Source organism: Mucilaginibacter inviolabilis (genome assembly GCF_011089895.1).
Lineage (GTDB): Bacteria > Bacteroidota > Bacteroidia > Sphingobacteriales > Sphingobacteriaceae > Mucilaginibacter > Mucilaginibacter inviolabilis.
The window spans coordinates 3,559,628-3,579,196 of record NZ_JAANAT010000001.1; the positions used below are offsets into that span (position 1 = coordinate 3,559,628).

At 43.5% G+C, this 19,569-nt stretch carries 15 protein-coding genes and 1 tRNA gene; 9 read left to right on the plus strand and 7 right to left on the minus strand.

Features of this window, described 5'->3' with window-relative positions; genetic code table 11:
• Positions 1-378 precede the first annotated feature (378 nt).
• Entirely contained in the window at positions 379-1,839 is a 1,461-nt protein-coding gene (locus G7092_RS14685; protein WP_166090527.1) for a glycoside hydrolase family 30 protein, read from the plus strand.
• Positions 1,840-1,881: 42 nt separating this feature from the next.
• Here G7092_RS14685 and G7092_RS14690 read toward each other — a convergent pair whose 3' ends face one another.
• Entirely contained in the window at positions 1,882-2,763 is an 882-nt protein-coding gene (locus tag G7092_RS14690; RefSeq protein WP_166090528.1) for an endonuclease/exonuclease/phosphatase family protein, read from the minus strand.
• 344 nt (positions 2,764-3,107) lie between these two features.
• On the minus strand, positions 3,108-3,932 hold the full coding sequence (gene purU / locus G7092_RS14695) for a formyltetrahydrofolate deformylase (RefSeq protein ID WP_166090529.1): 825 nt from the start codon (positions 3,930-3,932) through the stop codon (positions 3,108-3,110).
• Positions 3,933-4,070: 138 nt separating this feature from the next.
• Here purU and G7092_RS14700 point away from each other — a divergent pair, with 138 nt between their 5' ends.
• Entirely contained in the window at positions 4,071-4,472 is a 402-nt protein-coding gene (locus tag G7092_RS14700) for a hypothetical protein (protein ID WP_166090530.1), read from the plus strand.
• Between the two features lie 17 nt (positions 4,473-4,489).
• Here G7092_RS14700 and G7092_RS14705 read toward each other — a convergent pair whose 3' ends face one another.
• The gene (locus tag G7092_RS14705; RefSeq protein WP_166090531.1) at positions 4,490-4,855 is read right to left on the minus strand and encodes a cupin domain-containing protein; all 366 of its coding nucleotides are present in this window, start codon (positions 4,853-4,855) and stop codon (positions 4,490-4,492) included.
• Positions 4,856-5,117: 262 nt separating this feature from the next.
• Between G7092_RS14705 and G7092_RS14710 the strand changes: the two genes are divergently transcribed.
• On the plus strand, positions 5,118-5,651 hold the full coding sequence (locus tag G7092_RS14710) for a hypothetical protein (protein WP_166090532.1): 534 nt from the start codon (positions 5,118-5,120) through the stop codon (positions 5,649-5,651).
• Between the two features lie 76 nt (positions 5,652-5,727).
• Here G7092_RS14710 and tamL read toward each other — a convergent pair whose 3' ends face one another.
• Positions 5,728-8,103 carry a translocation and assembly module lipoprotein TamL gene (tamL, locus tag G7092_RS14715; RefSeq protein WP_166090533.1) on the minus strand — a complete coding sequence of 792 codons (2,376 nt, stop codon included), beginning with the start codon at positions 8,101-8,103 and terminating at the stop codon, positions 5,728-5,730.
• Between tamL and G7092_RS14720 the strand changes: the two genes are divergently transcribed.
• From G7092_RS14720 to G7092_RS14735, 4 genes are all read left to right on the plus strand, one after another.
• Entirely contained in the window at positions 8,094-8,843 is a 750-nt protein-coding gene (locus tag G7092_RS14720) for a TrmH family RNA methyltransferase (RefSeq protein ID WP_166090534.1), read from the plus strand. The two genes, tamL and G7092_RS14720, sit on opposite strands and share 10 nt — an antisense overlap.
• 50 nt (positions 8,844-8,893) lie before the next feature.
• A tRNA-Cys gene (locus G7092_RS14725) sits at positions 8,894-8,964 on the plus strand.
• Between the two features lie 32 nt (positions 8,965-8,996).
• Positions 8,997-9,173 carry a spore protein gene (locus G7092_RS14730; RefSeq protein WP_166090535.1) on the plus strand — a complete coding sequence of 59 codons (177 nt, stop codon included), beginning with the start codon at positions 8,997-8,999 and terminating at the stop codon, positions 9,171-9,173.
• A 575-nt stretch (positions 9,174-9,748) separates the two neighbouring features.
• Positions 9,749-11,710, plus strand: a complete 1,962-nt coding sequence (locus tag G7092_RS14735) for a glycoside hydrolase family 30 protein (protein WP_166090536.1) — start codon at positions 9,749-9,751, stop codon at positions 11,708-11,710.
• Positions 11,711-12,024: 314 nt separating this feature from the next.
• On the opposite strand, the gene G7092_RS14740 is transcribed toward G7092_RS14735, so the two are convergent.
• On the minus strand, positions 12,025-13,065 hold the full coding sequence (locus tag G7092_RS14740; RefSeq protein ID WP_166090538.1) for a quinone-dependent dihydroorotate dehydrogenase: 1,041 nt from the start codon (positions 13,063-13,065) through the stop codon (positions 12,025-12,027).
• Between the two features lie 304 nt (positions 13,066-13,369).
• Between G7092_RS14740 and G7092_RS14745 the strand changes: the two genes are divergently transcribed.
• Positions 13,370-14,155 (plus strand): SGNH/GDSL hydrolase family protein, encoded by a 786-nt coding sequence (locus G7092_RS14745; protein WP_166090539.1) that lies wholly within the window; start codon positions 13,370-13,372, stop codon positions 14,153-14,155.
• 184 nt (positions 14,156-14,339) lie between these two features.
• A complete protein-coding gene (locus tag G7092_RS14750; RefSeq protein WP_166090541.1) occupies positions 14,340-16,262 on the plus strand; it encodes an ABC-F family ATP-binding cassette domain-containing protein in 1,923 nt (640 codons plus the stop codon).
• 103 nt (positions 16,263-16,365) lie between these two features.
• Here G7092_RS14750 and G7092_RS14755 read toward each other — a convergent pair whose 3' ends face one another.
• Positions 16,366-17,820 carry an alpha-L-fucosidase gene (locus G7092_RS14755; protein ID WP_166090542.1) on the minus strand — a complete coding sequence of 485 codons (1,455 nt, stop codon included), beginning with the start codon at positions 17,818-17,820 and terminating at the stop codon, positions 16,366-16,368.
• Between the two features lie 234 nt (positions 17,821-18,054).
• Positions 18,055-19,557, minus strand: a complete 1,503-nt coding sequence (locus tag G7092_RS14760) for a RagB/SusD family nutrient uptake outer membrane protein (protein ID WP_166090543.1) — start codon at positions 19,555-19,557, stop codon at positions 18,055-18,057.
• Positions 19,558-19,569 lie beyond the last annotated feature (12 nt).

Here is a 19,569-nt window from a genome sequence, read left to right on the forward strand (position 1 = left end):
GAGAGAGGGTCGCACGCGAAGCGTAGCGGGGTGAGTCGACTATGCTTCATGTTATTGCTCACTAAGGCTTGGGCTTGATGTCATATGATAGACTATTACGCTATAAAAAGGCCTAATTTAATTGCAATCAAAATTTGTATCTAAGCGCATCAAAATTTAATTCAGAGCCGACAGCCCCGATCGGAACAGCCTGATTATGAGATTTTTTACCGCTAAACAGGCTCGGTATTAAAGCGTATCAATTTCATATCAAGTGATTATAAATCAATTATTTATACAAGTCTTTTTGCTTTATTGTCATTAACTTTAATAAATTTGGATTGCCGGAAACGTCCATTTTCAGCGTTATTCAAACCCGGTATTCTATTATATAAATCCATGAAGAAAAAATTTTTAATTGCCTGTTTTATTGCAGGCGGCCTTGTAAAAGCTGGCTCTGTAAATGCCCAGGGTACAGCTCCGTTTTCTGTAAGCAATAAATCGGTAAAGGTAATTGTATCTGAAAAAGAAGCGGGCTATAAGCTTACCCCAACCGAAACTCTTCAGTTTACCGATAAACCACAGCCTGCCGAAACCGAGGTTTCTGTTTTTGTTGATCCCGCTAAAACATTCCAAACCATGCTGGGCGTGGGTGGCGCCTTAACCGATGCATCGGCCGAGGTGTTTGCCAAGCTGCCAAAAGATAAACAAAAGGAATTTTTAACCGCTTATTACGATAAAGACAAAGGCATTGGTTATACTGTGGCCCGTACCAATATTCAAAGTTGCGATTTTTCGAGCGCGAGTTATAGCTACGTAAAAGAAGGTGACGCCGACCTGAAAACGTTCGACATCAGTCATGATAAAACTTACCGTATCCCTTTTATCAAAGCGGCTATGGCTGCAGCAGGCGGTAAATTAACCCTGTTTGTTTCGCCATGGAGTCCTCCGGCTTTTATGAAAGATAATAACGACGTATTGCATGGCGGCAAATTAAAACCAGAATTCGATCAAAGTTGGGCTAATTTCTTTGTGAAGTTTATCAAAGCCTACGAAAAAGAAGGCATCCCGGTGTGGGGCCTTTCGGTACAGAACGAACCTATGGCTAAACAAAGCTGGGAGTCGTGCATGTTTACTGCCGATGAAGAACGCGATTTTGTAAAGAACTTCCTGGGTCCAACCCTGCACAAACAAGGCATGGCCGATAAAAAACTGATTGTTTGGGATCATAACCGCGATTTGCTTTATCAGCGTGCCAGCACCATTTTAGAGGACCCGGAAGCAGCCAAATACATTTGGGGTATAGGTTTCCACTGGTATGAAACCTGGACCGGTGCCGGTCAGCAATTCGAAAGTACCCGCCGCGTACATGAATCATTCCCTGATAAAAACCTGATCTTTACAGAAGGCTGTATAGAAAAGTATGATTTTGCCAAAATTAACGACTGGGCACTGGGCGAAAGATATGGCCTATCCATGATTAATGATTTTAACGCAGGCACCGTAGCCTGGACCGACTGGAACATCTTACTTGATGAAAAAGGCGGACCAAACCACGTAGGCAACTATTGCTTTGCTCCTGTACATGCCGATACGCAAAGTGGTAACCTCATTTACACCAGCTCCTACTATTACCTGGGCCAATTCTCTAAATTTATCCGCCCAGGTGCCAAACGCGTAAGCGCGGTAGCCAGCAGGGATAAACTATTAACTACCGCTTACCTGAATACCGATGGTAAACTGGCAGTTGTGGTCATGAATAAAACCGACGAAAAAATTGAATACTATTTATGGATAAAAGGCAAAGCCGCTAAAACAACCAGCTTGCCGCACTCCATCGCTACGCTTGTAGTAGAATAAAAAGCCTTATACTAATCAACTATATCTCTCTGGTGTGGTGGGTCATTTATGATCCACCACTATCATTACCGGGAAATGGTCAGACGGCAATTTGGCCTCGTATTGATCTCCCCCTTTTGTTTTTCCTCTATAACTATCAGTCAATATCCCGTACCTTTTTACGGTAAAATCTTTAGTTAAAAATATATGGTCGATACGTGATGTAGTTTTGGTATTGGCGTTAAAATCATTGAACGTACCATTTTCGGCATATTTAACAGGCGACAACTCATATGCATCCTTTAAAGTTCCCGATGTATTGATCACCGCATAACTATCAGAAGTTTGATCCACATTAAAATCTCCCGAAAATATAACCGGTGCCGTACCGGCGATGGCCTTGATCTTGGTTAAAACCAGTTTAGCGCTCTCCCTGCGGGCCACTACGCCAATATGATCCATATGCAGGTTAAAGTAATAGAATTTGTATCCTGTTTTGATTTCCTGGAACGAGCCCCACGAACAGATACGCGGCAGAGCGGCATCCCAACCCTTGTTGGGTTTGTCGGTAACAGGAGCCAGCCAAAAATCGCCATGAGCCAACAGCTTAAATTTGGTGGTTTTATAAAAAATAGCCGAAAATTCTCCTTCTGTTTTACCGTCGTCCCTGCCTATGCCGGTATATGCATAATTGGGCATACTGGCTTTAAGACCTTTTAGCTGGTGAATAAGACACTCCTGTGTGCCGAATATATCAAAGTCATGAAATTGTATCAGCTTTACAATCACGGGTAGGCGCTGTTTCCAGCCATTGCCGCGTACAGAATCGTCATTGCTGGCATTATCATTACGCATGTTGTAAGTAGCCACCGTAAATTGTTGGGCAAAGCCGGTAGTGCAGATGGCAACAGACAGGACTAAAAGAAGAAGAAGGATTTTTTTCATGATAGTTTTAACAAATATGTAGACGGTAAAAATAAAGCCTGCGTATTAAAAAGAGGTTAACGAGAGGGAAATTTCCTCTAAAAATTATTCGGCTAAAGCCACTTTTCAAGCTTACCGTTTCCGCCCCATAAATGGGACGGCAATGAATTTTACCAACTTTCAGGGTGATGTTACTTTTTATTCATTGCCGTTTGGCTTTAGCCAACGGTTAAATGTTAAACCCTAAGATGGCTTCAGCCCAAATTTTCAAAGCTGAACGTTGAGAAGGTCAGACTTACGAAGTTTTTAAAAACTTCGTAAGTATTAAGAGACGCTTGTGCTGCGCCTCTACAATAATTTGATCATCACCCAAAAACAACCGTCTTGTTCCCGTAAACAAAAACGCGGTCTTCAATAACCAGTTTCAGGGCATTGGCCAGTACTGCTGTTTCAATTTCCTGACCGGCTTTTACCATGGTAGCGGCCGTAAATGAATGATTTACCGGGATGATCTGCTGGGCAATGATAGGACCTTCGTCCAACTCATTGGATACAAAATGGGCTGTAGCACCAATCAATTTCACTCCGCGTTCAAAGGCCTGTTTATAAGGATTGGCACCGATAAATGCCGGTAAAAACGAATGGTGTATATTGATGATCCGCATAGGGAAGCGGGCCACAAATGCCGGCGACAGGATACGCATAAACTTGGCCAGCACAATATAATCAGGGGCATATTGTTGTATCACATCGGCCATTTGTTGCTCCAGCTCTTCCCGGCCATATTGCTCATGCGACAGGTGGTAAAAAGGCATATCAAAACGTTCGCAAATCTTCTGCAGGGTGGCATGGTTGCCAATGACACATTGTACCGTTGCGCCCAGGGTGTTAAAATAATTACGTATCAATATATCGGCCAGGCAATGATACTCTTTGGTTACCATTACCACTATTTTTTTATGTGGGGTAGGATTTACCGATATAATGGCGCCGGCAGGTAATACCTCTTTCAATGTATCCTCCAAACCATTTGTATCCCCATCCTCCACTTCCAGGCGTACAAAAAAGATATTTTCGGCCTTATCTACGTGCTCGCGCATGGAAACTATATTGAGCTGGTGTTGGGCCAATATGGTAGCTATGGAGCCAACCAAACCAACCTGGTCTTTACATTGAATAACAATAATCATGGTATCAGAGTGTACAAAAATATTTTGTGTGTAATTTACAAACAGGTATCATTTATACAAATAATTATATGGTTTAAAATCAGCCGCGTGTATCGTTTAAGCAATCCTCATCGTAATTTGTGATATAAACCTTACAGTATGAAACATTTTCTTTTAATGCTGGTGGCGCTGGCATTATGCAGCGCAAGCTCCTGCAATAAGGGCAAACTCCCGGCATCAACTTCCATCATGGGGCAATGGCGATGGGTTAAATCAACAGGTGGTATAGGCGGATTTACTTCAACACCGCAAAGTACCGGTTTTACCCAGCGATATCAATTTAGTACCGATAGCACTTTTCATTTCTTCAGAAAAGATACCGTGGCTATGCAGGGCAAATTCTCCATTGTCAGGAATTATAAATACGGTAACAGCATTATTGATGTATTCAAAACGGGCAATTCTTATGACCAGTCTCTATTGATCAGAAATGATACCTTGTTCCTGTATGATATATCTATCAGCGACGGGTATAGTAATACTTATGTGAGGGTGAAATAGTTTTAAGTTCTTAGCACTTACGACTCAGCATCGGATATAAAGTTCACCTGGTTTTCCTGTTCAAATGTTACATAAACGCGGCGCCAGGGTTCGTCATTAATCAGCCGCCATTTGTGGGCCGTGCCGGTAGTGTCGGTAGCTATCAGTATTTCTCCTGGTTTCAATATAAAGGTTTCGCCGGTACGGGTTTCAAACTCCAATGTACCTAGCAGGGTAATCACATATTGATTGGTAGGCGCATTATGCCAATCGAAGAATGAGTGTGGCGGCGATTCCTGAAACCGGATAGCCGAGGCCTCGTTAAACTGGGCTTCGGTTACGCTACCTGTTTGTACGTGCGAATTACCGTCGGTCCCGGTATATAATTTATATGCTTTGATCATTTTTACTAAGCGCTATTTACAATGGCCGCTAAGCTAAGCTATTTTAATATTTTAGTGGTAAAGCCTGCATAACGGCATTGTAAATTATTAACGCAATTAAACGTTCAACAAAATGGGCTCACCGCTGTTACGATCTTATCTGTTTTGGTTAGGTTTTACTATGGCATTAAATGCAAGTATATATTTCTTGAACCGACAGCTTTAAAACACTATTTTTATTGCGGACATTTTTATACGGTAACATAACCGGCCAATTAAAAAAATGAAGAAACTATTCCTTTTATTAAGCCTTATTGCAGCCGCTCATAGCTTTAGCTTCGCAAAATCGATAGCGATAAATCACTTTGTGATAAAAGAAAACCCTTTTGCTGTTGATGAGGTAGCCGTGGTTGCTACCGATACCGCAGGTGTGATACAGGAGGATGTAAACGGTGTATTTACCTTTGTGATGAACGGTTTCCAGGAACAGCTGAAATTTGAAAAAGGGACCGCCTTTTATCGTCACAAACTCGATCGCTCGGCCTTTTTATATGCCAAACACATGAACGACAGTGGTACACACGCCATCCTGTACTACATTTATAAACATGATACTAAACTAAGTCCGCTCCATATCAGCTGGATACTGCTGGTAGCCATTCCGCTGGCATTGGTGTTGCTGGCCTATATGTTTAAGCGATTTATTATTATAGCGGTAGTCATATTTTGTATATTCCTATACTTTAACTATCACAATGGCTTAAGCATGCCTACCTTTTTTGAAAGCATTATTGACGGCTTGAAGGGAATGTTTTAGGTAAGCTGAAAGCAGAAGGCAAAAAGCAGTTATCGGAACAATCAATAATTCAATAACTCAGTAATTCAATAATTAATTAAAACGGCAGCCCTACACCAAAGTTCAGCTGCATAAAGTTATAGCTGTCGCCTTTTGTAACTTTACCATTGCTATCCTTGGCAGTTGCATTGTTTTGATAATAAGCCTTTTTAAACGGCCCGTCACTAAATAACTCCCCAAAGTGTTTAACAAGCACCCATTGATCGGAACCGTTAAACTGCGGATCTTTAAACTTAAATGCCGCATCGAGCCTGAAGATAAAGAAACCGAGATCAAACCGCAGACCTGTACCAATACCCACAGCTGTGGATTGCAGCAGGTTGTCAAACCTGAACTCCCCGTCGGGATTTTCGGCCTTTTTGCCCAGACGCCACACGTTACCGGCATCCATAAATATAGCTCCCTTTAATTTGGCTCCCCAGAAGTTATTAGCAAGGGTGTACCTGTATTCGGCATTACCTATTATTTTTATTTCCCCAAACTGATCGAGGTATTGCAGGCCTGCGCGGGTATTGTAATCATTACCATAAAAAGTACCACGATTAAACTGTCCCGGGCCTAATGTGCGCGGCAGCCAGGCTCGGATATCGTTGGCACCACCGGTGTAAAAGTTTTTTTCGAATATCAACTGGGTACTGTTACCATATGGGATACCAATACCCGGATTTATACGGAATATAAACTGCCGCTCATCTCCCAATGATTTGTAAATACGCAGATCCAGTTCTGTTTTGGCATATTGCGAAAAAGTATAACCAAAAATTTTACGCTCATTATCCGCATCTCTGGGTGTATTGAACACGCTGCTAGCCAGGTTCAGGAAATTACCCCCAATATCCAAACTACCCCGGAAATACGTAAAGCTTTTATAAGAGTTTAACTCCAGCGCGTTATACTGAAATGTATATTGGCTGCCCGTTGTAAAGGTGGTACGACCAATTAATTTTACATAGGAAAGCCTGTTTTGTTTAATAAATGTATCCCTGGCTGCCGGATCGAGTATGCCTCGTGAAAATTCAATACTGATAGGCGTAATGGTATGTTGCTTACGTCCGGTTTCAAAAAAGTCATAGCTAATGGAGTTAATGAAGCTTTCGCGCCTAACCAGGTCTTTTTGATAAAACAGGGAATAGTTACTGGAGAAGGTGGTATGCGGCACACCAAATTTACCTAACAGCGGAAAATCAAAAGGTGTTAAAATACGTGGATAAATGAGGCTAACCCCCGCTCTCAACTCCTGGTTTTGGATACTGTGTCCGTTATCAAATAAAATACTCCAGTTTAATTTTACCTGTAATATAGCGGCTTGTTTAAACAGATTACGATTAGTAAAAGTAGTACCTACGTTATAACCAAAACGGCCTCCGCTAAACAGCACCTCGCCTTCTACCCGGTCAGACATTTTTTTGAGCGGCACAATATCAATTTTGGTATTGAGCCGGTGTGAACTGTCGGGCAGTTTTTCGTAAGTAGGGTTAGGTACGTTACGGAACACGCTTAATTCCGAAAGCCTGGTAGTTGTAAGCGTTTGGTTATCGGCATTGTAAAGATCGCCTTTACGCTGAAAGGTGTAATCTTTTACCACGCGTGGCTTAAAGCGCCCTGAGAAATCAACAAACCTGAACTGCGAATCAACCTGTATGGTATCGGCTTTACCCGGGGTACGCCCGTTACTGCGCGAAATGGTGATCAGTGTATTATTGATGGTGTAAACCGGGTGTTCCTTTTTACCGGCCGGGTTATCAATATTCATTTTAACATCAACCACACTGCTGTTAAAGGTGGAGTCGTAATCAAAACTGATGTATTGCCTGTAAAAATCAAAGTAGCCGTTCCGTTTCATCAGTGCGTAAAGCTCATCCCGGTCATGGGCCAGGCTATCGGTATCAAAACGCGCCCCGGGCGAAATATGGGATATTTTGTTACGGTTGGCGTTGTATAAATTCTTTATGTTTTTATCGGCAATGCTATCCGTTACCTTACGAATCCTGAACATAGGACCCTCATGCGCGGTAAAAACCAGCTCGGCTTTTTGTTTTTTTACAACAATGCTATCCTTTACCTTGGCTTTCAGATAGCCGCGGTTCTGGATGTATTTTTCTATCTGGAAACGGGAAAACTCAACCAGGTTACTATCCAGGATAGATGGGGCTTCGCCAAAATTACGCTTGCCATTTTTACTAAAGGTATAATAAAATTGCAGGTTAAGCCAGTTATTGGGTTGCTGTTCCTTATCTACATAATTTACAGCAGCTTCGGCAAATTCTTTATCGATGCCTTTAATGGTAATTTTGCGTACAATTACCTGGTCTTTTTTCAAACCACGGGTACTGCTGCAGCCCGATCCGATAATGAGCAGCAAAATACTTAATATTGTAAGGCGGAAAACAGCAGGGTTTATATATGCTTTCAAAATCACAAATCAGTTTATTATCATCCTTACAACATAAAAAGTTTCGCAGGGAACATGGTTTATTTATGGTTGAGGGTTACAAATCGGTTACGGAATTTATAAACTCTGCTTACCAGGTTGATATTGTTTACCATACCCCTGCAATTGCTCCAAAATTGCTGAATTTATCCCGAAAAATAAACTTTCAGGAAATTTCATTAAATGAAATCCAAAAAATCAGTTCCCTGAAAACACCGCAAGAGGTAATTGGTTTGGTCAAGATACCAATATGGCCGGTATTAAATTATAAAGCGCTCGAAAAAAAGTTTTCGCTGGTGCTGGATAACATACAGGATCCGGGCAATATGGGTACCATTATCCGTACGGCCGATTGGTTTGGCATACAGGATATTATCTGCTCGGAAGATACCGTTGATGTGTATAATCCCAAAGTAGTGCAGGCTACCATGGGCTCCCTGGCGCGTGTTAACGTACATTATGCCGATCTGTTAACGGTGCTGCCGCAGATTAAACTGCCCATATTTGGCGCTATGCTCAACGGACAAAACATGTACAATACTAATTTTGGTACCGAAGGACTGCTGGTGATGGGCAACGAAGGCAACGGCATAAGCGCCCCGGTTGAGCAATTGATAACCAGCGCCGTAACCATTCCCAGGGCCGGAAATGCCGAATCATTAAACGTGGCCATTGCCACCGCGATACTCTGTTCTGAAATAAAAAGAAATTCAATGAAATAAATGTTGGCTTTCCAAAAAATAAATTACTATTTTTGCAGTCCTTAAAAAATGGTCGGGTGGCCGAGTGGCTAGGCAGAGGTCTGCAAAACCTTTTACAGCGGTTCGAATCCGCTCCCGACCTCAAGGGTTTAAAAAAATTAAAATATCAACACCATGGGCGTTACTCGTTTAAAAAGAAAAGATAGAAAAAACAAAACCACTTCACGTTTAGAAGTTCAGTTTTTGAAACTGGCTACTAACCTGGAGTACGGAAGCCGTTCTGCAGAGTCAAAACACAGCCAGATTGCTAAAAACAACGAAGTTTTAGCAAAAGCTGCTGCTGCAAAATAATTTTTTCTGTTTTTAAGCGCTTAGCGGTGCTTGAAAAGATCTTACAAATCCCGTCCGTTTCAGAAACCGGCGGGATTTTTTTATGGGATGTTATTTTGTCAGAATCAGAATTAACTTCGTTGAGGGCTTTGCCGTTTACAGAATTAAAGAATTCTCAGAATTATAACTCTTTCGTCATCGTCCGGCTCCTGCCTACAAGTGTTAGGATGATTGCTTTTAGGCTAAAGCCATGAAATATTACGATTATCCGTCCCATAAATGGGACGGCAATGAATAAAAACCCGTTGATTGATTTTTCATTGCCGTTGGTTTCAACCAACGGACTCTAATTAAACATATAGTTTGAGGCTTTAGCCAAAATCTTGTCCCATTTTTATTTTATATCTTCTCAACACTTGTGAGCAAGAGTCGAGCGATTGTAGAAGAAATCAAGAGATAGTCCATTCTTTTCATCAAAATATCCATTGATTCGCCGTTATTAATTATCAACTTTTGATAATAGGGAAATCCAACCAATATCTAACTTAATATATTTAATCTCCTGTTAACTATATTATTAACCAAACATCATTCCTATGTCACTATCTTTTATAAAGCTTAATTCCAATTGGCTCAAGATGCTGTTGCTGTTTTTAGTTGTGCCGGTTCTTACGGTCAAAGCTCAGGCTCAAACCATATCGCTTAGCGCCACTGATAAAGGAAGAGTTTTTGAAGGTATAGGTGCGGTGAGTGCGGGAGCTTCCAGCCGAAATCTGGCAGATTATCCGGAAAAGCAGCGTTCCGAAGTATTGGATTATCTTTTCAAACCAAAATTTGGTGCCGGTTTCCAACATCTTAAAGTTGAAATTGGCAGTGGCGAAAACTCTACTTGTGGCAGCGAACCATCACATATTATAACCCGTGATGAGCTAAAAAACCCAATTCCCCGCGGCTACGAATTTTGGCTGATGGCTGAAGCCCGTAAAAGAAACCGGAATGTGATGCTGGATTGTTTACCCTGGGCCTATCCGCGCTGGGTGGGCACCCGTTTTTCACAGGAATCTGCCGACTGGATCGTTTCGTTTTTAGAAACAGCCCGTAAACATTATGGATTAGATATTAACTGGATATCCGCCGCTCAAAACGAGATGGGTACCGACCTTAACTGGGTGGCTAATAACTTGCGGCCGACCCTGGATGCACACGGTTTTTCAAAGGTTAAACTTCAGGCTCCGGATGACGACAGCGAGTTCTGGCAAATATTTGACAAACTCGAAAAAGATCCAAAACTCGATAAACTGATTAACGCGGTAGGCTATCATTACGTGGATGGCCGAGAGCCCTGGGAAATCGACCAAAAGACGTCACATCGGGCCACAGAAAAAGCTAAAGCATCGGGCAAGCCCTTATGGGCCAGTGAAGAATGGAGCCAGTCGGGACAAGAATGGGGTGGCAAAGGTGCCTTATACCTTGCGCGTGTGATGAATAAGCTTTACGCTATAGACCGGGTAACCAAATTCGAGATCTGGTGCCCCGTGGATGGCATTTATGACCAGATCATTTGGGGCAATACCGGCGCCTTACAGGCAGATGCGCCCTGGAGCGGTCATTACACCGTATGGCCATCTGTTTGGGCCATTGCGCATACCACACAGTTTGCAGAACCAGGCTGGGTTTATATGGATAGCGCCTGCGGGCAGTTTTCGGCCGATACCTGGCGCGGTAGTCATGTGGCCTTGCGTAATCCGCAAACCGGCGACTGGTCGGTAATTATCGTAACGGGTGATAAACGTAAGGTGCAATTATTTATCGGCGATGGACTCAAAAAAGGCACTGTACATGTGTGGAAATCAGATGCAAAAGAGCAATTCATTGAACAGAAAACCCGGAGTTTGGTAAAAAACTATCTAGAGCTGGAAGTTGAACCTGATGCCATCTACACCATTACCAACACCACCGGCCAGCAAAAAGGTTCTTTTGGTACTATACCGCCAGAAAAGCCTTTCCCATTCCCTTATCAGGAGGATTTTGACGCCTATAAATTACACGAAACACCAAAGTATTTTTCTGATCAGAAAGGAACATTCGAAACGGTTTCCTCACCAAAAGGTGGTACCTGCCTGGCACAGGTAGTTCCAGACGAAGGTATATTATGGTATGATAACTGGTTGTTGAAGCCTCATTCTTTGTTCGGAGATTCCCATTGGAAGGATTATTCTATTGAAGGAGACGTATTGTTAACTGGTGGTGATGTAGAAATTGGTGGCCGCTATGCCGACCGCGATAAGCTGGGTTTCCGCTGGATTTTAACCCGCGACGGACGCTGGCAATTAAACTGGCAATATACAACCCTGGCTTCGGGGCAGATACGCAATTTTGTCCCATCTGAATGGCATCATCTACGTTTGGAATTAAAGAATAACCAGATAACAGGCCTGATAGACGGTAAGCAACTGGCAACCGTGACCGCGGAAGGCAGCACAAAGGGAATGGCATTTATTGCAAGCACCTATGATCGCAATTTATTTGATAATATTCATGTAGGGCCAGTAAACTAAATACTGTAACATACCAAACTGCTTAGGTAAAGAGTGCTTCTCGCCGTCGCTCGGCTCCTGCCTAGTGTTGGAAAGCCCCCCAAAAGCTGTCATTTAGATGAGCAGGGGCTGGGGCTTGTGATGGAGGGCGAAGAGAAATCTTATACAATTTGCGTATCCGGCGTATAAGATTTCTCCTCGTGCCTCGTCGAAATGACAACTTTTTCTTTTTCCCAACACCGCTCGGCTCTTGCCGAGTGTTTGCGAAAGATTTATAATTCTGAAAATTCTTTAATTCTGAAAACGACGCAGCCCTCAACGAAGTTAATCCTAGTTCAAGACATCAACTTCTTATTAATCCTCCCTATCAATCCCGGGCCTTCATAAATAAAGCCGGTATACAGTTGCACCAGCGATGCGCCGGCCTGTAGCTTCTCCACCGCATCATCGGCGGAGTGTATGCCGCCTACACCAATGATGGGGAACGATCCATTTGATTTTTGATGCAGGTAACGAATCACTTCGGTTGAGCGCTTGGTTAATGGTTTGCCACTCAAGCCACCCATTTCATTTTTTAAGCTTTCGGCAGCAGTTAAATTTTCACGACTGATGGTAGTATTGGTAGCGATAATACCTGCTATACCGGTTTGCTGTACAATATCCACAATATCATCCAACTGTGAGTCGGTGAGGTCCGGAGCTATTTTTAACAAGATAGGCCGACTGATACCATTTTTTGAATTACGTTGTTGCAGGGTATTCAGCAACAGCATCAACGGTTCTTTCTCCTGCAGTTCGCGCAGGCCGGGTGTATTGGGCGAGCTTACGTTCACCACAAAATAATCCACCACATCAAACAGGCGGTCAAAACATTTGATATAATCGTTAACAGCTTCCTCGTTAGGCGTAACCTTATTTTTGCCAATGTTACCGCCAATGATGAGATCCTTTTGCGCACCCTTCGCATTTCTGCGAAAAGTAGCTATACGCTCGGCCGCCACATCCACACCAAAGTTATTAAAACCCATACGGTTGATAAGCGCGCCATCAGATGGCAAACGGAACATGCGTGTTTTAGGGTTACCGGGTTGCGGCAGTGGTGTAACGGTACCTATCTCTACAAAACCAAAACCCATGTTAGCCATTTCGCCCATGAGTTCGGCATTTTTATCAAAACCGGCTGCCAGTCCTACCGGGTTTTTGAACCGCAAACCAAACACTTCTTTTTCCAGCCGCGGGTTGTTTACATCCCAAATAGCTCTGCTCAAGGCAGCGCCACCCGGAAAACGGTTAAACCGTTTTAAGTTGCGGGTTACAAAATAATGTACTTTTTCGGGATCGAACTGGAACAGGATGGGTTTTAATAAAAAATACATGCCGCGAAGTTAACACATTCCTTTAGGTGTGTAAACCAGAATTTTAGGATTTTTTGATTTGGGTGGCGGCTACCCGCGGCTACCGCGAGTTTAGCGGCAGGTGCAAAGTTTTCCATGTATATTATTGCGAGGAGGAACGACGAAACAATCTCGTAGCTATTCCTATTCGACACGCGACGAGATTGCCACGCTGCGCTCGCAATGACATAATTTAGTTAAACTCAATCCCGGCAGTACTTTTATTACTTAAAAACACACCACAAATCTGTATTTTCGAAAATCAGTTATCCCTAAAACAACCCAAATGATCAGGAAAATATTAAGTAATACTTTTAAACAAGGTCGACGTAATTTTTTGAAAACCACAGCTGTTGGCAGTATAGCTGCGGTGGCTATCCCGCAAATTGTATCGGCAGCACTAGCTACCGAAAAAAATGCGCCTAAATTAAAATTCAATACTGGTGATGTAATCCTATTCCAGGGTGATTCCATTACCGATTGGGGCCGCGATCATTCAAAAACAGAACCCAATACTACCAGCGCCCTGGGCTCGGGCTATGCTCTGATTACAGCCTCAAAGTTATTGCTTGATCATGCCAGCAAAGACCTGAAAATATACAACAAAGGCATTAGCGGCAATAAGGTTTATCAACTGGCCGAACGCTGGACCAGTGATTGCCTGGATCTAAAACCTAATATCCTGAGTATCCACATTGGCGTGAATGATTTTTGGCATACCCTTACCGGCAGTTATACCGGCACTATTGACACCTACATTACCGATTATAAGAAACTGCTTACGCTCACCAAGCAAACCCTACCTGATGTTAAACTAGTGATATGCGAACCTTTTGCTACCAAAGGAGTACGGGCAGTTGACGATAAATGGTACCCTACGTTTGATTTGTTCCGCAAAGCCGCGCGAGATATCGCTGCCGAATTCGGAGCCGTTTTTGTGCCCTACCAGTCCGCGTTTGACAAAGCACTGGAAGTAGCGCCCGCCCCTTACTGGAGCATGGACGGCGTGCATCCCAGCGTACCCGGCGAGGCACTGATGGCGCAAACATGGCTTAAAGCAGTTGTGGGATAACGAATTGAAAACTAAGGATAAAAGATTTAATATCGAATAATGAATGCTGAATTTCGAATGTTGAAGTAAGAATCATACATTATTTTGTTATTCATCATCTGAAACTCATGATTCGATATTACTCTTTCAGCCTTAAGCTTTAAGCCTTCCGCTTTAAGCTCAAAAATCGTATCTTTGCGCGCAAATGATTGCTATAAATAACCTTACGTTTGAGATTGGTGCGCGGGCCCTTTACGATGAAGCCAACTGGCATATAAAACCCGGTGAAAAAATTGGTTTAATAGGTGCCAATGGAACCGGGAAAACTACCCTTCTGAAAATTATTGTAGGCGACTATAAACCTACGTCGGGTACTATATCCATGGCAAAGGACCTTACTATGGGTTACCTTAACCAGGATTTGCTGTCATACTCCTCTGATAAAACTATTGTGCACGTGGCAATGGAGGCTTTTGAGCGCCAGAACCAGTTGCACGACGAGATCGAGAACCTGCTTAAAAAGCTGGAAACCGATTATACCGAAGATCTTTTACACAAGCTAAGCGATAAGCAACATGAGTTTGAACTGCTTGATGGCTATAACATTGAATATAAAGCCCGCGAAATTTTAGCCGGTTTGGGTTTTAGCGACAGCGATTGCGCACGCAAGCTTAACACCTTTTCGGGTGGATGGCGCATGCGGGTAATGCTGGCCAAAATATTATTACAAGCTCCTGATATCCTGCTGCTGGATGAGCCTACCAACCACCTGGACTTACCGTCTATCCAATGGCTGGAAGATTATTTGAAAGCATTTAACGGCGCTATCATCATTGTATCGCACGATAGATGGTTCCTGGATAAAGTGATCAACCGCACGGTAGAATCGCGCAAAGGCAAGCTTACTGTTTACGCCGGTAACTATACTTTTTATCTGGAAGAGAAAGCCCTGCGCGAAGAAATTCAGCGTGGCGAGTTCAAAAACCAGCAATCAAAAATAAAACAGGAAGAGCGTTTGATCGAGCGTTTCCGTGCCAAGGCATCCAAAGCAAAAATGGCACAATCACGTATCAAAATGCTCGATAAAATGGAGCGTATTGATGATGTGGATGATGATAACCCGACAGTTAACTTCGCGTTCCGTTTCAGTAAGCAATCGGGCCGCCATGTGGTAACTTTAGAGCATATCATTAAAAAATATCCGGCTATTGATATTTTGAATGGCGGTGAAGCCGTAATTGAAAAAGGCGATAAAATAGCCCTGATCGGTGCCAACGGTAAGGGTAAGTCAACCTTGCTGCGGATCATTGCTTCGGCAGATAAAGATTTTCAGGGTACGGTAACTACCGGGCATAATGTAACTACTACGTTTTTTGCCCAGCACCAGCTGGAGTCCCTGCACCTGGAAAACCAGATATTGCAGGAGCTACAGGCTTTTGCCCCAAAACATACCGATACGGAACTGCGTACCATCCTGGGTTCGTTCCTGTTTACGGGTGATGATGTATTCAAGAAGATCAAGGTACTTTCGGGTGGCGAAAAATCGCGCGTGGCTTTGGCCAAGGCCCTTACTGCCGATGCCAACTTCCTGGTACTGGATGAGCCCACCAACCACCTGGATATGCAATCGGTAAACATCCTGATCCAGGCGCTCGAGCAATACGAAGGCACGTTCATCGTGGTATCGCACGACAGGTATTTCCTGGATAACGTAGCCAACAAGATCTGGTTTATCGAAGATCAGAAGATCAAGATTTACCCGGGTACTTATGCCGAGTATGATGAGTGGGCGGCTAAACGTAAGCTGGAACCTAAAACAGACATCCCTGCTCCTCAGCCTAAAAAGGAAGAGAAAAAACCGGAGCCGGCTAAACAACCTCAAGGCGAAAACAAATTCCAACAGCTTAAAAAACTGAACCAGGATCTGGCCAAAATGGAAGAGCAGATCTCTGAATTGGAGAAAGTTGTAAAGCAACTGGAAGCCCAACTGGCCGATGATAAAATTTATACCGATAGCAACAAGCTAAAAGATACCAACGCCAGCTATACCCAAAAACAAGCCGAACTAAAACAGGTTCAGCAAAAATGGGAAGATCTGGCAGAGCAGATCATGGAGTTGGAGGCGTAGAGCCCCCTAGCCCCCTGAAGGGGGAACTTTTTGATTTGCAAATTATTATAAGACTTCCGAAGTTTTAAAAACTTCGGAAGTCTTATAATTTCCAGCTCCACAATTACAAGACCTGCTTAAGCTTAATCACCAGCAACTCCGCAGACACCTCCCCGGGCTTTAATGCCGAGAGGTCGATAATACAATCGCTGCCCACATTTTTGAATTTTAGTGCTTTGCTGCTTCCTAAAACAGTAGCTACGGTGTTTGCTCCTGCATGAAAGGCGCGTAACTTAAATTGTGGTACATAGGCAGGCAGTATACAGTACAGGTCTTTATTTTTTTTGGTAAAAAAGGCTTCCACATAAGTGGTGTCTTTTTGAGGTTTTACCAACTGCGCGATGCTGTAACCTGCCATATAGCTTTTTCCGCTTTTTTCACGTTTGATACCCGGGCTCCACTGGTAGGGTTGTTTATAGGCCTTTGTTTCGTAAATAGCTTCGCCGTTTATTTTTAGCCAGTTGCCTATTTCGGTAAGGCGCTGCTGCATGATCACGGGGATTCGCCCGTCAGCCGTCGGACCAATATCTAACAATAAATTCCCGCCGCGCGATACAATATCTGTCAGCATCAGGATCAAATCGTGCCCACTTTTGTAATCCTTCAGTTGCTCGTTACGGTTATAGCCGTAGGAATGCCCTATCCCCTGGCTTTCTTCCCAAATCACGTTGGCATCCATTCCGGCTCCATACTCCGATGTGGTGTAGGTAGCGCCCGTATTTTTCCCGCGGGTATTACTTCCCCAGCGGTCGTCAACCACCACTTCTTTAGCCACCGGCGAGTCGTTAAACAACCAGGCCAGCAATTCCGGGCTATGCCATTCCGCATCCGTCAGGTCCCATTCACCATCCGAAAAAATAATGGAAGGTTTGTATTTGGTTATCAGATCTTTGAATTGCGGAAACATATGTTCGGTCACAAAGCGTTTTTTATCTTTTAGCCATAGCGGATTGTACCACTCATATAGCGAATAATAATAACCCATTTTCAGCCCTTGTTGTCTCACGGCATTGGTCAGGTCGCCCAGCAGATCGCGTTTGGGTGTGCCGGTTACCGCGTTCCAGGGATGCCCCCAGTCACGGTCGGCTTCGGGACTGTTCCATAAACAATAGCCTTCGTGATGTTTGGAGGTAAGCACAACATAACGTGCGCCCGAGTTTTTAAATACCTGCGCCCATTGCTGCGGATCAAACATTTCGGCCTTAAACATGGGCTCAAACTGGGGGTATAAAAAATCCGCACCATAGTTTTTGTTATGAAAAGCGGTAAACTCATTGGGCGTCTTGGGTTCAATGCGGTTCCAATACCATTCGGCATAGCTCATACCGCTGTTCTCAATTACCGGCGCGTAAGCCGGAACAGCATATAAACCCCAATGAATAAATATGCCAAACTTATCCTGGTGAAACCATTCGGGCATTTTTCTTGTATTTAAGGAGGCCCAGTTAGCCTCGTACTGTTGGGCCGAAACCACACCGAAGCTCAAAACCGCGAGCAACAGCATCAATATTTTTTTCATATAGTTGTTTTTTGATTTGGTTTAACTAATGTAGTCTATAATAATAAAATTCTGTCATGCCGAACTTGTTTCGGCACCCCACGTGCTAAGCATAACCGTCTGTCCTGTGAGATCCTGAAACAAGTTCAGGATGACACGCTTCTTAAAAGACTTCCGAAGTTTTAAAAACTTCGGAAGTCTTACCTTACAATTCCCCCAATCACTAATTCACTAACTCACTAATTCACTAACTAATTAATATCCCTTCGTTGGCACCAGATTCGGGTTATTCCGCAACTCCCGGCTTGGTATCGGGAATAACAGTTCCCTGTCTGTTAAAACCGGACCGTATGAAAACTTATGGCCTACATAATTATCAAAACCTTTAGTAACCTCATTAAATGCTTTGCGGGTACGCGCCATATCAAACCAGGTAATGTTTTCAAAGCAGAGCTCATACCAGCGTTCGCGCCAGATGGCCTCGCGGAACTGGTCTTTTGATAAACCGCTCAGATTAGGTAGTTGCGCCCTTGTCCTGATCTGGTTAACTGCGTCATATGCTTTTGCCGTCGGCCCGCCAACTTCGTTGGAAGCTTCGGCATAAACCAACAGCACATCGGCATAGCGGATGAGCGACCAGTTCAGATCACTATTGGCTGTAGTTGTTTGGGCTACTACATCAAATATCTTATAAATAAAGTATCCCCCCAGATCAACCACTTTACTTCTATCGTCCTGATTGGTGAATTTAGTAAAAAAGAATTGCCCCTCTTTTGCCCGCAAATCAGCAGGATCGTAAGATTGTACAAAGGCGGCCATAGCATAGATACCCCCGGTTTCGCTGGAGTAGGCCGAGATATTTTTATTATAAGGGATGATGAGCTCCTGCCAGTTTCCGGGGATGATCTGCGTTTTATACTGGATCATAAAAATGTTCTCGTCCACATTTTTCTTCGCCGGGTTATGCAGGTCGTAATAGTTATCAAACAATTTAAACTGTTTGGAGTCTAATACTTCTGCCGATTTTTTGGCTGCCAGGTCATAATACTCTGCGCCTTTTTGCAAAGGGTAACCGGCCATGGTGAGGTATACTTTGGCCAATAACGATTTTACGGCACCCAAAGTTACCTTTCCGCTGGCGTCAGTCCATGGTAAGCCCGAAGCCTCGGCAGTTTTCAAATCATCCACAATCACTTTATAAACATCTTCTGCGGATGCCTGCTTTGGTCGTAACTGTGTTGATTGCAGATCAACAGGTTCGGTTATCAGCGGTATATTGCCAAACAGCTGCACCAACGTAAAATAATACCAGGCCCGTAAAAAACGGGCTTCACCCAACAGTCTTTTCGACTCGGTGGCATCCATCGCTATCCCCGGTATTTTGGCTATAGAAAGGTTCGCATTGCCTATGCCTTTATAATAATTTTGCCAATAACTTAACCCATAGCCATTATCGGCAGTGTTGCGCAGGTCTTTTACAAAATAGCTGTCAACAGCTTGCCCAAGATCGGTAGCGGCCTGGCCGGTTGCAAATTCTGTCATTGTCCAGGCTCCGCCGCCAAAGCCGCTGCTCATGGGATCGCGCAAGCTGGCATAAATAGCATTTACCGAACTGCGGGCATGCTCAGGCTTGGTAAAGTAATTATCTACAGTAAAATTACTCTTGTCCGTTTCATTTAAAAATTTCTTACATCCGGTAACACCTAAGGTACCAACTGCTAAGGCCAGTAACCCGTATTTTTTTATGATAGTTTTCATGATTTTTCTCTT

Coding starts and splice junctions, on each gene's coding strand:
- G7092_RS14685 (WP_166090527.1), top strand. CDS start 379: ATGAAGAAAAAATTTTTAATTGCCTGTTTTATTGCAGGCGGCCTTGTA.
- G7092_RS14690 (WP_166090528.1), bottom strand. CDS start 2,763: ATGAAAAAAATCCTTCTTCTTCTTTTAGTCCTGTCTGTTGCCATCTGC.
- purU (WP_166090529.1), bottom strand. CDS start 3,932: ATGATTATTGTTATTCAATGTAAAGACCAGGTTGGTTTGGTTGGCTCC.
- G7092_RS14700 (WP_166090530.1), top strand. CDS start 4,071: ATGAAACATTTTCTTTTAATGCTGGTGGCGCTGGCATTATGCAGCGCA.
- G7092_RS14705 (WP_166090531.1), bottom strand. CDS start 4,855: ATGATCAAAGCATATAAATTATATACCGGGACCGACGGTAATTCGCAC.
- G7092_RS14710 (WP_166090532.1), top strand. CDS start 5,118: ATGAAGAAACTATTCCTTTTATTAAGCCTTATTGCAGCCGCTCATAGC.
- G7092_RS14720 (WP_166090534.1), top strand. CDS start 8,094: ATGCTTTCAAAATCACAAATCAGTTTATTATCATCCTTACAACATAAA.
- G7092_RS14730 (WP_166090535.1), top strand. CDS start 8,997: ATGGGCGTTACTCGTTTAAAAAGAAAAGATAGAAAAAACAAAACCACT.
- G7092_RS14735 (WP_166090536.1), top strand. CDS start 9,749: ATGTCACTATCTTTTATAAAGCTTAATTCCAATTGGCTCAAGATGCTG.
- G7092_RS14740 (WP_166090538.1), bottom strand. CDS start 13,065: ATGTATTTTTTATTAAAACCCATCCTGTTCCAGTTCGATCCCGAAAAA.
- G7092_RS14745 (WP_166090539.1), top strand. CDS start 13,370: ATGATCAGGAAAATATTAAGTAATACTTTTAAACAAGGTCGACGTAAT.
- G7092_RS14750 (WP_166090541.1), top strand. CDS start 14,340: ATGATTGCTATAAATAACCTTACGTTTGAGATTGGTGCGCGGGCCCTT.
- G7092_RS14755 (WP_166090542.1), bottom strand. CDS start 17,820: ATGAAAAAAATATTGATGCTGTTGCTCGCGGTTTTGAGCTTCGGTGTG.
- G7092_RS14760 (WP_166090543.1), bottom strand. CDS start 19,557: ATGAAAACTATCATAAAAAAATACGGGTTACTGGCCTTAGCAGTTGGT.